The organism is Microbacterium sp. zg.Y909, from assembly GCF_024626565.1.
The window spans coordinates 12,403-25,885 of sequence record NZ_JANJFJ010000008.1 but is presented as its reverse complement, the minus strand read 5'-3'; the positions used below and the strand labels follow the sequence as shown (position 1 = coordinate 25,885).

15 protein-coding genes are annotated in these 13,483 nt (G+C 68.9%); 11 read left to right on the top strand and 4 right to left on the bottom strand.

Going from position 1 to position 13,483, the window contains the following annotated elements:
• Positions 1-20: 20 nt before the first annotated feature.
• The 4 genes from NQ160_RS01345 to NQ160_RS01330 are packed head-to-tail and all read left to right on the top strand — an operon-like array spanning position 21 to position 4,181.
• Positions 21-1,016, top strand: coding sequence for a branched-chain amino acid ABC transporter permease (locus NQ160_RS01345; RefSeq protein ID WP_257513483.1), 996 nt, complete (start codon positions 21-23; stop codon positions 1,014-1,016).
• On the top strand, positions 1,013-1,807 hold the full coding sequence (locus NQ160_RS01340) for an ABC transporter ATP-binding protein (protein ID WP_257513433.1): 795 nt from the start codon (positions 1,013-1,015) through the stop codon (positions 1,805-1,807). The genes NQ160_RS01345 and NQ160_RS01340 overlap by 4 nt, the downstream gene beginning before the upstream one ends.
• Positions 1,804-2,523 carry an ATP-binding cassette domain-containing protein gene (locus NQ160_RS01335; protein WP_257513432.1) on the top strand — a complete coding sequence of 240 codons (720 nt, stop codon included), beginning with the start codon at positions 1,804-1,806 and terminating at the stop codon, positions 2,521-2,523. Before NQ160_RS01340 ends, NQ160_RS01335 begins: the two co-directional genes overlap by 4 nt.
• Positions 2,520-4,181, top strand: coding sequence for a class I adenylate-forming enzyme family protein (locus NQ160_RS01330; protein ID WP_257513431.1), 1,662 nt, complete (start codon positions 2,520-2,522; stop codon positions 4,179-4,181). The genes NQ160_RS01335 and NQ160_RS01330 overlap by 4 nt, the downstream gene beginning before the upstream one ends.
• A gap of 60 nt (positions 4,182-4,241) precedes the next feature.
• Here the strand turns inward: NQ160_RS01330 and NQ160_RS01325 are convergent, their stop codons facing one another.
• A complete protein-coding gene (locus NQ160_RS01325; protein WP_257513430.1) occupies positions 4,242-4,847 on the bottom strand; it encodes a TetR/AcrR family transcriptional regulator in 606 nt (201 codons plus the stop codon).
• A gap of 5 nt (positions 4,848-4,852) precedes the next feature.
• Entirely contained in the window at positions 4,853-5,764 is a 912-nt protein-coding gene (locus NQ160_RS01320) for an SDR family NAD(P)-dependent oxidoreductase (protein WP_257513429.1), read from the bottom strand.
• Positions 5,765-5,896: 132 nt separating this feature from the next.
• On the opposite strand from NQ160_RS01320, the gene NQ160_RS01315 reads away from it, so the two are divergent.
• Together NQ160_RS01315 and NQ160_RS01310 are read left to right on the top strand one after the other, a co-directional pair.
• Positions 5,897-6,304, top strand: coding sequence for an acyl-CoA thioesterase (locus NQ160_RS01315; protein WP_257513428.1), 408 nt, complete (start codon positions 5,897-5,899; stop codon positions 6,302-6,304).
• Entirely contained in the window at positions 6,292-7,329 is a 1,038-nt protein-coding gene (locus NQ160_RS01310) for an MBL fold metallo-hydrolase (RefSeq protein WP_257513427.1), read from the top strand. Before NQ160_RS01315 ends, NQ160_RS01310 begins: the two co-directional genes overlap by 13 nt.
• An 8-nt stretch (positions 7,330-7,337) precedes the next feature.
• Here the strand turns inward: NQ160_RS01310 and NQ160_RS01305 are convergent, their stop codons facing one another.
• Complete coding sequence (locus tag NQ160_RS01305; RefSeq protein ID WP_257513426.1) at positions 7,338-8,378, bottom strand: phosphotransferase family protein; 1,041 nt, start codon at positions 8,376-8,378, stop codon at positions 7,338-7,340.
• On the bottom strand, positions 8,375-9,001 hold the full coding sequence (locus NQ160_RS01300; RefSeq protein WP_257513425.1) for a TetR/AcrR family transcriptional regulator: 627 nt from the start codon (positions 8,999-9,001) through the stop codon (positions 8,375-8,377). Before NQ160_RS01300 ends, NQ160_RS01305 begins: the two co-directional genes overlap by 4 nt.
• A gap of 107 nt (positions 9,002-9,108) precedes the next feature.
• On the opposite strand from NQ160_RS01300, the gene NQ160_RS01295 reads away from it, so the two are divergent.
• The 5 genes from NQ160_RS01295 to NQ160_RS01275 are packed head-to-tail and all read left to right on the top strand — an operon-like array spanning position 9,109 to position 13,480.
• Positions 9,109-9,933 carry a CoA transferase subunit A gene (locus NQ160_RS01295; protein ID WP_257513424.1) on the top strand — a complete coding sequence of 275 codons (825 nt, stop codon included), beginning with the start codon at positions 9,109-9,111 and terminating at the stop codon, positions 9,931-9,933.
• On the top strand, positions 9,930-10,688 hold the full coding sequence (locus NQ160_RS01290) for a CoA-transferase subunit beta (RefSeq protein ID WP_257513423.1): 759 nt from the start codon (positions 9,930-9,932) through the stop codon (positions 10,686-10,688). The genes NQ160_RS01295 and NQ160_RS01290 overlap by 4 nt, the downstream gene beginning before the upstream one ends.
• On the top strand, positions 10,685-11,827 hold the full coding sequence (locus tag NQ160_RS01285; RefSeq protein WP_257513422.1) for an NAD(P)H-dependent flavin oxidoreductase: 1,143 nt from the start codon (positions 10,685-10,687) through the stop codon (positions 11,825-11,827). Before NQ160_RS01290 ends, NQ160_RS01285 begins: the two co-directional genes overlap by 4 nt.
• A complete protein-coding gene (locus NQ160_RS01280; RefSeq protein ID WP_257513421.1) occupies positions 11,824-12,702 on the top strand; it encodes an SDR family oxidoreductase in 879 nt (292 codons plus the stop codon). Before NQ160_RS01285 ends, NQ160_RS01280 begins: the two co-directional genes overlap by 4 nt.
• A complete protein-coding gene (locus tag NQ160_RS01275) occupies positions 12,695-13,480 on the top strand; it encodes an SDR family oxidoreductase (protein WP_257513420.1) in 786 nt (261 codons plus the stop codon). Before NQ160_RS01280 ends, NQ160_RS01275 begins: the two co-directional genes overlap by 8 nt.
• Positions 13,481-13,483 lie beyond the last annotated feature (3 nt).

Below are 13,483 nucleotides of genomic sequence, written 5' to 3'. Positions count from 1 at the left end.
AGGAGACTCCCGTGAACCCGATGACCGCGCCGGCCCCTGGCGCCCGTCGCCGCGCAGGGGCGCGTGCGCTGATCGTCCCGGCCGTGGCGGTCGCCGTTGGCGCTCTCGCCCTGGTCTGGGCGGGCAACAGCGGCTTCCGCCAGGACCTTCTGGTCATGGTCGCCGTGTACGCACTGATCGCCCTGGGCATGTACATCCCGTTCGTGATGGCCGGATCGATGTCGATGGCGTACGCGGCCTACGCGGCCATCGGTGGGTACAGCGTCGCCATCGTGACCACCGAGACCGGACTCCCGCCGATCCTGGGGTGGATCATCGGCCCCTTCATCTCCGCCGGGGTCGCGGTCGTTCTCGGCCTCCTGACCCGGCGCCTCAGCGGGTTCTACCTCGCTGCGGTCACGCTGTTGTTCAGTATGGCCTTCGAGCCGTGGGTGATCGCGCTCGAGCCGATCACAGGCGGATCGGCCGGCATCGGCGGCATCCCCTCGCCGACCTTCTTCGGCTGGGAGCCGCCGCGGCTGGTGCTGCTCGCGATCGCGCTGCTGCTCGTCGTGGTCGTTGCGACCCTCGTCGAGCGCATCCGCACCGGAGCATGGGGCGTCACGGTGCGCACCATGCGCGACGTGCCATCGGCCGTGGAGGCGATGGGCGCCCGCACCACGACGCTCACCACCGTCACCCTCGCGGTCGGCGCGGGCCTGGCCTCGCTGGCGGGTGCGCTGTTCGTGTCGTTCATGCTCAGCATCACCCCGGAGACCTTCACGCTCTCCATCGTGTTCATGGCGCTGTTCGTCCCGCTGATCGGCGGGCAGGCCACAGCGTGGGGCTGCGTGATCGGCGCGATCGTCGTGATCCAGCTCACCGCGAACATGCCGACCGAGTTCGAGGCCTCGGGGCAGCTCGTGCTCGCGATCGGCGTGCTGCTGATCCTGCTCGTCGCCCCGGCCGGCCTCATCGGCTACGGGAAGGCGCTCATTACCTGGGTGCGCGGTCACATCGGAAAGGAACGCGAATGAACAGCGGCGATCTCACGGGCGATGTCGCGTTGCGCGGAGAGGGCCTGAGTAAGGCCTACGGGGGCCTCGTCGCGCTCGACGACGTCTCCTTCCACGTGGGCAAAGGTGAGATCCTCGGACTCGTCGGGCCGAACGGCGCCGGCAAGACCACGCTCGTCGATCTCATCACCGGCATCCAGCGGTCCGATTCGGGAACGCTCACCCTGAACGGTGAGCGGTTGAGCGGGCCGACCGCGGTGCGGGCTCGCAAGGGGCTCTCGCGCACGTTCCAGCATCCGCATCTGGCACTGGAGCTCACCGTGCGGGAGAACCTCCTCGTCGGCGCGGCGGCCGAGCGGTTCCCCTCCTGGTGGCGCATGACCGCTGGTGTCATCACGGACGGCATCCGGCACCGCAGGCAGGAGCAGGATCGCGTCACCCGGGTAGCGCAGGAGCTCGGCGTGCCCGGGCTCGACGAGCTGTGCGCCAACCTCTCCCTGGGCGAGCAGCGTCTCGTCGAGGTGGCGAGGGCGCTCGCGCAGGACCCGCAGGTGATGCTGCTGGATGAGCCCTTCGCGGGTGCCGACGGCGACTCGATCGCTGGAATCATCGACGCCATCCGTCAGGTGCAGTCGCGTGGACACGCCGTGATCCTCGTCGACCACAACGTGGATCTGCTCACGTCCCTCGCCGATCGCGTCATGCTGCTCGCGCAGGGTCGACGCGTGTTCGAGGGGGCTCCCGAGGAGTGCCTTGCGAGTCCGGAGATGCAGAGCGTGTACTTCGGAACCACTGAGGAGGATGCCGCATGAGTGCGGATCTCACCGTCACCGATCTCACGGTGCGCTACGGCACCGCCACCGCGGTCGAGAAGGCGACGCTCACCGCGCCCGCGGGGCGCATCACCGCGGTCGTCGGCCCCAACGGCGCCGGAAAGTCCAGTCTCGCGCTCGCCATCTACGGCGCGGTATCCGCCGCGGGCGATATCGCCCTCGGCGGCACCGACCTATCGTCCCTGGCGTCGATCGACCGGGCCAGGGCGGGATTGGCGGTCGTCCCGCAGGGCCGTCAGCTCTTCCCCAAGCTCACGGTGCGCGACAATCTGCAGGTCATGGCGGAGATGCTCCGTCTGAAGAAGTCCGCCGTCGACGATGCGCTGGACCGATTCCCCGTGCTGCGGGAGCGCCAGGGGCGGCTCGCCGGCGTGCTGTCGGGCGGCGAGCAGCAGATGCTCGTCGTCAGCAGGGCGCTGATGGGCGAACCCCGCTGTCTCGTGCTCGATGAGATGATGACCGGCCTCGCCCCGAAGATCGTCAGTGGGCTCGCCGGAGCGATCCGGGAGATCGCCGATCGCGGAGCCAGCGTGCTGATCGTGGACCCGGCGATCGGGTCTCTGCAACGGGTGATCGATCGCGGATATGTGCTGCTGCGTGCTCAGCTCAGCGGCGCCTACGACGATGTCGCGGCTCTCGAGGACGGGTATCAGCGCGCGATGGGAATCATCCAACATGAGATGGGAGCGGAATGAAGATTCCGGCACAGAACTCGAAGACCGCGGCCCGCTACGTCGCACAGGGCTGGTGGGGGGATCTGACGGTCGCCGACTACGTGGCGAAGAACGCGCGGGAGATCCCTGAGCGCATCGCGTACGTCGCTGACGGCACCCGCCTGACCTGGAAGGAGTACGACGAGCAGATCGACCTGCTCGCGACCGCACTCGTCGCGCTGATCCCCCGGGGAGCCCGCTTCGGGATGCTGCTCCCGGACTGTGCCGAGTTCCACGTGGCGCTGTGCGCGGCGGAGCGCAGCGGCACTGTCGCGGTCGGCATAGGGGCGCGGTCCGGTCGCGACGAGGTCCGGCACCTGATGTCGCGCTCGGAGGCTTCCGTGCTCGTGATGCGGGAGAGCCACCGCGACCGCGCGGCCCTCGATCACGTCGCCGATCTCGCCGAGGACGGCTGGAGCGTCGAGACGGTCATCATCGTCGACCCGTCGGGCCCGGTGCGTGTGCATCGGTTCGCGGACGGCACATCGACGGTCGAGGACGTTCCGCACGCATCGATCGAGCAGACGAGAGCGCGCGCGGCCGGTCCGAACGAGTTGTCAATGCTGAACTCGACTTCGGGTACGACCGGGCGGCCGAAGCTCGTGACCCAGTTCGCCAACCGCATGATCGCCTTCTCCAAGATGGCGTTCGAGGCGGCGGACTTCACCGGCGACGACGTGATGCTCGGCGCGGTGCCGGGTCCGTTCGGCTTCGGGCTTTGGACCGCGCATTACGCGAGCGCGATGCTCGGGATGAAGACCGTGCTCATGGAGCGGTTCACGGTCGAGGAGACGCTCCGTCTGATCGATGCGGAACAGGTCACGATCCTGGCGTGCGTGAGCACGCAGTTCAAGATGATGCTCGATTCGCCGGCACTCGACTCCGCCTCACTCGAGAGCCTGCGGGCGATGTTCACCGGTGGGGAGGCGGTGCCCTACGAGCGGGCGCTGCAGTTCGAGGAGCGCGTGGGGGCGAAGGTGCTGCAGTTCTACGGCTCTAATGAGTCGGGGGCCATCAGCAATACGAGCCTGCGTGACACGGCGGATCAGCGGCTGCGCACCGCGGGACGCGTGATCGAGGCGATGGATATGCGACTGTACGACTCCCAGGGCAAGGACATCACCGCGACCGGAGGGCCCGGGCGCCCCGGTGTGTGCGGTCCCACGATCTGCATGGGCTACTACGGCGACCCGGCGGCGAACGAGGAGCTGTTCCACGATGGACGCCTCATGATGCCGGACCTCGTCACGGTCGACAGCGACGGCTATCTGCGGGTCGTGGGCCGCACGAGCGATCTGATCATCCGCGGCGGCAAGAACATCTCGGCCGTCGAGGTCGAGGAGCTCGTCGAGCAGCATCCCGGCGTGCTGATGGCCGCGGCGGTGCCTGTTCCCGACGACCTCTTCGGCGAGCGCATTGGCGTCGCCGTGACAGTGAACGGCCTCGCAGTGACGGTCGCCGACATCACCGAGTACCTGTCTGGTCGCGGCATCTCCAAGCACCTGTATCCCGAGCGGGTCGTGGTCCTGGACGAACTGCCCCGGGCGGCGGGCGGCAAGGTGGCTAAAGGCGCAGTGCGCGAGATCGTTGCGGCGCAGACCGTGGCAGACGCCGATCTGCGGGGCGCCATCGCCGTGTGAGGGCGGGTACGCGGAAGGGGGGCGTCGGGGAATCTCCGACGCCCCCCTTCGCATCCCGCGTCAGCGGGTCAGTAACCCGCCGTGCAGCAGCTGCAGGAACTGCTCGGTCAGGCTGGCGGCCGTGTGGCGGCCCTCCGGACGGTACCAGCGCACGGTCGACCAGACGGCGTCGCGGATGAAGCGGTAGGTGACAGCGGGGTCTCCGACATGGAAGATGCCCTGTTCCGCGCCGGAGGTGAGCTGATCGATCCAGATCTTCTCGATGCGCTCGCTTTGGGCGACGAGGAACTCGAAGCCCGGCTGCGTCGCGAGGAAGGCGGCCTCGTTCTGGTACAGCCCCACCGCGGAGGGCTCGCGGTCGATCGTCGTGAACGCGCACTCGACGAGTGCGTCGATCCCGGTGCGGGGGTCTGTCGTCTCGGCGGCGATCTGCTCGTATCTCGTGAGGAGCCGGCTCATGAAGCCGTGCAGGATCTCCTGCAGAATCGCCTCCTTCGAGGAGAAGTGATGGTAGAGACTGCCGGACAGGATGCCCGCTTCGTCGGCGATATCGCGGACGGTCGTCGCCGAGTAGCCGTGATGGGCGATCAGTCGTGCGGCGATCGCGAGGATCTCGTCCCGTCGTTCGGAGCTCTGCTCCGCCTTGCTCTTCGTGGCTGCAGGCATGGGAGTCAGCTGGCCCTCTCTGCGCCCGAGCACATGCCGGAGAGCGCGGTATGAATGTGGAGCACGTCGTCGGCTCCGCCGCCCGCGTGGTGCGCGACTCCGGGCAGAGCCGCGCCAACATCGTCGCACAGGGGCCCCGCGATCGCGGCGGCGATTGAGGTGGCGTCCCATCGGCCCGCGGTGATCTCGCGCGTGAGGCGCGGGGGGCGGAAGAGTCCGAGGCGCTCGCCGTCGAACCGGAGCACGTGTCCGTGCAGTGCGGCCGACGCGTCGCTGAGCAGGTAGGTCACGACGGGAGCGACGCCCTCGGGGGCTGCGCCCTTGTCTTCGCCGGCCGCGCCCATCTGCGTGGACATGCCGGTGCGCGCGCGGGGCGCCAGACCTGTGATGCGGATGCCGGTGCCCTCCAGCTCGACGGCGAGGCCGTAGACGAGGCCGAGAGCTGCGGCTTTGGTCGTGCCGTAGAGGGCGAGATTCTCCGAGCCGAGGAGCGACCCCGAGACGATCACCACGATGCTGCCGCCTTCGTGCATCGCGCGCGCCGCGGCGACGACCGTCGAGATCGTGCCATCGACGTTCACTGCCAGAGTGCGGCGGATCGTGTCCTCGCTCTGCTCCAGCAGCGCGCCGGGGCTGAGCAGGCCGGCGTTGGCCACGAATCCGTCGAGTCCTCCGTAGGCCTGGACGGCGGCGTCGACGATGCGGGCTCCGTCGCCGGCTGCGGAGATGTCGGCCGAGACAGCGAGGGCGGTCCCGCCCTGGGCGAGGATCTCCTCGACGACGTTTTCGGCGGCGTGCCGGTCGATGTCGGCGATGACGACTCGTGCACCCGCGTGGGCGGCGGCCAGAGCATAGGCCCGGCCGAGACCGGCGCCGGCGCCGGTGATCGCGACGCTGCGACCGTCGAGCACGTCCATCCGGGCCTCCTTCGAACGGCTGAATAGGGTAACGTTACCAAACAAACGCTAGGTGCCATGATTCTTGCGACCCACTATGCACCGCGATAGGGTTTTGCGACAAGCGTTTGCTTGGCTTGAACCGGGGGCGTCATGCTGCACAGCGATACTCGTCGGCTCACGTATAACGACACGGATCCGGCAGGCATCCTGTACTACGCGAGCTGGTTCCCGAAGATGGAGGCGCTCTGGAGCGACTTCCTCTTCTGCAACGGCTACCGTCAGGATCAGTCGCTCGCCACCCGCGGATGGACGACGGTGACCCGAGCCACTCAGTGCGAGTACCTCGTGCCGGCCCGGCTGTTCGACGAAATCCGTCTCGAACTGCGCGTCGGGGCGGCCGGCACGACGTCGTTCCCGGTCGAATACCGGATGGTGCGCTTCGAAGACGACGCGCTCGTCTCTCGGGCGAAGACGACGATCGTCCTGGTCGACGGCGCGCAGCGGGCGATCCGCATCCCCGAGGACTTCCGCCGGCAACTGGCGGCGTGGGCGCAGTGAGCGTCGTCGAATCGCTGAGCCCGACCCAGATCGCGGCGTGGGACGGCGGCGAGACAGCTGTGGCGGAGCAGGTGGCTCCCGACGTGTGGGCGATCCCGGTGCCCATCCCTGCGGGCACCATCCCGCATACCCTCTGCTACGCGCTGCTCGACGATCGAGGCGTGCATCTCGTCGACCCGGGGTGGGGTGACGAGACCGGCATCGAGGCGCTGACGGCCGGGCTTCTCGCCGCCGGCCGTGCGCTCGGCGACGTGCGCACGGCGATCGCGACCCATTTCCATCCGGATCACCTGGGGGCCGCAAGCGTCCTGCGCGGGCTCGTCGGCGCGCGGGTGGTCTTCTCCTCGGTCGAGCAGCGGGTGCTCCAGAGCGAGACGTCGCCGGCGGCGACCGATGCGCCGGCCTACCGCGCGACCCTGCGCGAGTGGGGCGTTCCGGACGGCGAGTGGGAGGCGCTGCTCGCCTCCTTCGATCGGCCGAGCCTGGTGTCCTCCGCCGCGCCGGACCAGGTGATCGGCGACAACAGTGTGCTGGAACTCGGCACGCATCGGCTGCGGGTCATCGCGACGCCCGGGCACACCGACGGCCACGTCTGTCTCGTCGATGAAGAGCGCGGGCTCCTTTACTCCGGGGACCATGTGCTTCCGCGCATCTACTCGGGGATCGGGATCGGCACACTTCCCGGAAGCGACCCACTCGGCGACTACTTCGCCTCCCTCGATCGGCTCGCCCCGTACGACCGGTACACCGTGCTCCCTGGCCACGAGTACAGCTTCCGCGGGCTGGACGCCCGGCGCGCGCAGCTGATCGCGCACCATCTGCGCCGCACCGCGGAAGTCGCGGCCCTGCAGGAGGAATTGGGCGATGCTCCCGTTTGGGAGTACGCGCGGCGACTGACCTGGACGGCGGGCTGGGATGGGATGCGGGGATTCTGGCTGCACTCTGCGCTGCGTCAGACGGCGTTGCACCGGGAGTATGCGCGCACCGACGGCGCGCGGGAGCGACTGGCGGTCGCCGCGGTGTGACGGCCCCCTCAGATCGCGCGGGTGAGACGCCACGCTTCGGCGGCGATGCGCTCGGCCTGTGCGGCGAACGATGCCGGTGAGCGGTCGCTCGCCCCCATCGCCCCGCGCGACATCCGCGTGTACACGTTCTCGACGATGCACGCGACCTTCCACCAGTTGTAGGCGACGTAGAAGTCGATGCGGGAGACATCGGTGTGTGGCGCCGCCGCGATGTACAGCTCGAACAACTGGTCGCGCGAGGGGAAGCCGGGCGCGAGGGTCGGAGAGTTCTGCAGGGCGCGCACTTCGTCATCCGGCTCGGCCCAGTAGGTCAGGAGCTGACCGAGGTCCGCCAGCGGGTCGCCGACGGTGGTGAGCTCCCAGTCGAGGACCGCGCGGATGGTGCCGTCGGGGCCGTACACGCAGTTGTCGATCCGGTAGTCGCCGTGCACGACCCGCGCCGAGGTCTGTGCGGGGACGAGTTCGCGCAGCCGGTCGTGCGCGCGGCCGATGTCGTCGAGCACCCGCACCCTGTCGGCCGTCCAGTTGGAATGCCAGCGGGTGAGTTGGCGAGAGATGTAGTCCTCGCGGGCCGCGAGCTCGCCCCAGCCGACGTCGTGGGGGTCGACCGCATGCAGATCGGCGAGGCTCGACACGAGGGAGGCAGCGAAGGTGTGGCGACGCTCGGGGGCCACGGCCGCGTCCACCGCTGCGGGGTCGCGCAGGACGAACCCGTCGATGTGCTCCATGACGTAGAACGGCGCACCCGTGATGCGTGCATCCGAGGTGCGTCCGGCCACGGCGGGAACGGGCACGGGGGTGCCGGCGAGTCGGGCGAGCACGCCGGCTTCGCGTAGCACGTCGTGCGAGCGGGAGTCGCCCATCCCGAGAGGCGCCCGGCGCAGCACCCAGCGCGAGCCGGAGTCGTTCTGCGCCAGATAGGTGAGGTTGGAGCGGCCGCCGGCGATCTGCTCGAAGGCGAGGGCGCCGGAGGCACCGTCGATGTTCTCGGCGAACCACGCCGAGACGGCGTCCGAGTGGAGTCCTGGATCGGTGGGGTGCTGGCTCATAGGGGGATCCTCTCCGTGGGCTGTGCGGTTGCTCCGTCGAGGAAGACCGACAGGATCGACCGCGCGAGCCCGTCGTGCCCCAGCTCGGACGAGGGGGAGAAGGAGCGCGCGGTCAGCCATACCGCATCGCGGAGCAGCAGATAGAGAAGCTCCACCGGCACGTCCCCGCGAAGGTCGCCGGCGGTGACACCGCGCTCCAGGGTCGTCATCCAGCTCTCCCTGATCGTGCGGGTGGCATCGCGGATGCAGTCGCGGGAGGGCAGCTGGCGCAGGTACGCGGTCTCGCGCTGGTAGATCTCGGAAGCGTGTGTGTTCGCGCGGCTTACCCGGGAGGAGGCCATCACCAACCCGCCCAGTGCCGCCCGGGCGTCGTGCTCCGCGGCCAGCACCCGCTCGTACTGCGAGACCAGCTCGTCGAGGTAGAGGGTGACGATGCGGTCGGCGATCGCGTCCTTCGAGGGGAAGTGGTGGTAGAGGCTGCCGGAGAGGATCCCGGTGCGACCGGCTATGTCGCGCACGGTGGTGCCGGCGATCCCCTTCTCGGCGAACAGCTCGGCGGCGCACGCGAGGATCAGGTCGGTGCGTCCGGACCGATCCATGCGGGCTTCGTGCGGGGTCTCCATTGCGTCGACTATACAACCAATCAAGCATTTGCTACGGTGTTTGTGAAGCAAGCACTTGTTAGGTGCATCTCCAGGGATCAGTGAGGATCGCAGTGGCGGATAAGACGATGACGGAAGCGGAGGTGGTCAGCCGACTGCGCTCGGGCATGACCATCGGGATCGGAGGATGGGGATCGCGGCGCAAGCCCATGTCGCTCATCAAGGAGATCGTTCGCTCGGATCTGACGGACCTGACGATCGTGTCGTACGGCGGCCCGGACGTCGGACTGCTGTGCGCGGCCGGGAAGGTGAAGAAGGTCGTCTTCGGCTTCGTGTCGCTTGACTCGATCCCCCTCGACCCGCACTTCCGCGCCGCACGCCAGAACGGCGCGATCGAGGTCGAGGAGTACGACGAGGGGATGCTGCAGTGGGGCTTGCACGCCGCGGGCATCCGACTGCCCTACCTGCCCACCCGGGCCGGACTCGGCTCTGACGTGATGCGGGTCAACCCGCACCTGAAGACGATCGTCGATCCGTACCAGGGCGAGACGCTGGTGGCCATGCCCGCCATCCCCCTCGACGCGGCTCTCGTGCACATGAACCGGGCCGACGTCTACGGCAACGCGCAGTACCTCGGGCCCGATCTGTACTTCGATGACCTGTTCTGCCTCGCGGCGGAGAATGCCTACGTCTCCGCCGAGCGCATCGTGCCGACGGCCGAGCTGACCGCGATCGCGCACCCCGCGACGATCCGTATCCCGCGGCTGCTCGTCACGGGCGTCGTCGAGGCCCCCGGTGGTGCGCACTTCACCTCGTGCGTGCCGGACTACGAACGCGACGAGCAGTTCCAGCGCGAGTACGTCGCGGCCGCCAAGGACCCCGAGCAGTGGGAGGGGTTCCTCAACCGCTATCTCGCCGAGCCCGCACCGATCACGAACGGAGCCCTGTCATGAGCGACGCCACCCGCGCCGAGATCTGCGCCGTCGCCTGCGCCGACGCCTACCGGCACAACGGCGAGATCATCGCGAGTGCCTTCGGGACGGTCCCCGCGATCGGCGTGCGGCTGGCCCGCCACACGTTCTCCCCGGACCTCATGCTGTCCGACGGCGAGGCCACAGCCGTGCGCGGCACCTGGGCCGTCGGCGCGGCCGCCGACGGCGAGATCGAGGCCTGGCTGCCGTTCAACCAGATCTTCACCCTGGTGTGGAACGGGAAGCGCCACATTACGATGATCCCCACGCAGCTGGACGCCTTCGGCAACGCCAATATCTCGGCCATCGGCGATCACGCCAAGCCCAAGGTACAGCTGCTCGGCGTGCGCGGGGCGCCGGGAAACTCCGTGTACCACCCCACCAGCTACTGGGTCCCCGCCCACAGCACGCGGGTGTTCGTGCCCGAGGTCGACATGGTCTCCGGCGTCGGCAACGACAACGCGCGGGCGGCGGGTCCGTCGGCGCAGAAGCACCACGATTTGCGCGTCGTGATCACCGACCTGGCCGTGCTCGACTATGAACCGGATTCCGGCCGACTGCGCCTGAAGTCGGTGCACCCCGGAGTCGGTGTCGACGACGTCGTCGCGGCCACCGGCTTCGACCTGGTGATACCCGATGCCGTTCCCGAGACCCGTCTGCCGACGGCGGAGGAGCTCGACCTGATCCGCACGGTGATCGATCCGCGAAGCCTGCGCGACCTCGAGGTGCGCGCATGACCGCTCCGGCGGTGGCCCCGGTGCTGCGCACCCGCATCACCGACCTCTTCGGTGTGCGCCACCCGATCGTCCAGACCGGTATGGGGTACGTGTCCGACGCGACGCTCACCGCCGCGACCGCGCGCGCGGGTGGGCTCGGGATCATCGCGGGCGGGATGCTGTCGCTCGAGGAGCTCGCGCGGGCCATCGACCAGGTGCAGGCGCAGACACCCGAGCCGTTCGGCGTCAACATCCGCGCCAACCAGGAGGACGTCGACAAGCGGGTCGACCTCCTCATCCGCAGTGGTGTCAAGGTCGCCTCGTTCGCTCTCGCTCCGAAGCGCGCGCTGATCGACCGCCTCAAGGACGCCGGCCTGGTCGTCGTCCCCTCGATCGGGGCGCGCCGGCACGCGGAGAAGGTCGCCGAGTGGGGTGTGGACGCGGTCGTCGTGCAGGGGGGCGAGGGGGGCGGTCACACCGGCTCAGTGCCCACCAGCTTGCTGCTGCCTCAGGTCGTCGATGCTGTGGACATCCCGGTGATCGCAGCCGGGGGCTACTTTGACGGACGCGGGCTCGTGTCGGCGCTCGCCTACGGTGCCGACGGCATCGCGATGGGCACGCGCTTCATGATGACCTCCGACTCGCCGGTCGCGCAGGCCGTGAAGGACGTGTACCTGTCCAAGTCGGTCACCGATACCGTCGTCACCGTCGAGATCGACGGTGTGCCGCAGCGCGTGCTGCGCGCGGGCACCATCGACAAGCTCGAATCGACGCGCGGTCCGCAGCGGATGCTGCGTGCCGCACGCAACGCCTTCGCCTTCCAGAGGCTCTCGGGCACCCCGTGGCCGCACATGATCCGTGAAGGATTCGCGATGCACCGCGACGAAGGGCTCAAGTGGCGCCAGGTGATCATGGCGGCCAATGCTCCGATGCTCTACCGCTCGGCGCTGCTCGAGGGCAACGCCGACATCGGGGTGATGGCGACGGGGCAGGTCGTCGGCCTGATCGACGACGTGCCGAGCGTAGCCGAGCTGATCGACCGCATCATCGCCGAGGCCGGGACGGTTCTGGCGAGACTCGGCGCCGGGCAGACGCACGCCGCCGACCCGAACGACATCGCCGCACCGGCGACGCAGATATCGATGAGGAGAGACGCATGACGAATCAACTTGACGGCCGCGTGATCGTGGTCACGGGAGCGGGCCGCGGCGTCGGCCGTGAGCACGCCCTGCTCGCGGCGCGCGAAGGCGCGCGCGTCGTCGTGAACGACAACGGCACGGGTGCAGACGGGTCCGGCGCGGATGACACGATCGCCGCGGCGGTCGTTGACGAGATCGTCGCCGCGGGCGGCACCGCGGTCGCGAGTACGGACGACGTCACCACGATGGAGGGAGCACAGCGCCTGCTGGACACGGCGCTCAAGGCCTTCGGCGAGGTGCACGGGCTGGTCAACAACGCCGGGATTCTGCGCGACCGCATGTTCGTGAACATGAGCGAAGACGAATGGGACGACGTGATCACCGGGCAGCTGCGCGGCACCTTCGCACCCTGCCGCGTCTTCGGTGCCCACTGGCGCGACCGATCGAAGGCGGGCGACGAGGTCTCGGCGTCGATCGTCAACGTCTCGAGCACGTCAGGTCTGATCGGCGCGGTCGGTCAGAGCAACTACGGTGCGGCGAAGGCCGGCATCGCCTCGCTCACGCAGATCATCGCGCAGGAGCTGGGTCGCTATGGCGTGCGCGCCAACGCGATCACCCCCGTCGCCCGCACCCGGATGACGCAGGACGTGCCGGGCATCAAGGAGCTCGTGGCAGTCCCCGAGGACCCGGAAGCATTCGATGTCTTCCACCCGGGCAACGTCTCGCCGGTGGTGGCCTACCTGCTCACCGCGGACTGCCCGGCGACGGGCGCGGTGTTCTACGCCAAGGGCGGCGAGATCCGTCAGTTCCTGCCCTGGAGCTACGGCAAGGTCATCGACAAGGGTGACCGGTGGACGGTCGAGGAGCTGAAGAAGGAGATGGCCGACCTTGTCTGAGCAGATCACCCCCGTTCCCGGGCCCGGCCATGCACTCGTGCGGGGGCGTTCGGTCGTCATCACCGCGGCCGCCGGTACCGGCATCGGGTTCGCCGCCGCCCAGCGCTTCGCCATCAACGGCGCCGACCTGACCATCAGCGATCGTCACGAGCGTCGCCTGGGCGAGGCCGCTGACCGTCTCGAGGCGGAGTTCGGTGTGCGTCCGCACACCGTCCCGTGCGACGTCACCGATCCGGCGCAACTCGACCACCTGATGGACAGCGCGGTCGAGCGCCATGGCCGCATCGATGTGCTCGTGAACAATGCGGGGCTGGGTGGAACAGCCAGCGTGATGGAGATGACCGACGACCAGTGGTCCTCGGTGCTGGATGTCACACTGACGAGCACCTTCCGGGCGACCCGCTCGGTGCTGCGCCACATGCTGCCGCAGGGATCCGGTGTGATCATCAACAATGCCTCCGTGATCGGGTGGCGCGCGCAGGCCGGGCAGGCGCACTATGCGGCGGCGAAGGCGGGTGTCATGGCGCTCACGCGGGCATCCGCCATGGATGTCGCCCCGCACGGCATCCGCATCAACGCCGTCTCTCCCAGCATCGCGATGCACGCGTATCTCGCCAAGGTCTCCGACGACGACCTGCTCGCGCAGCTCAGTGCCCAGGAAGCGTTCGGGCGGGCGGCACAGCCGTGGGAGATCGCGAACGTCATGGTGTTTCTCGCCAGCGACTACTCCTCCTATATGACCGGCGAGGTCGTGTCGGTCAGCAGCCAGCACGCCTGAGAA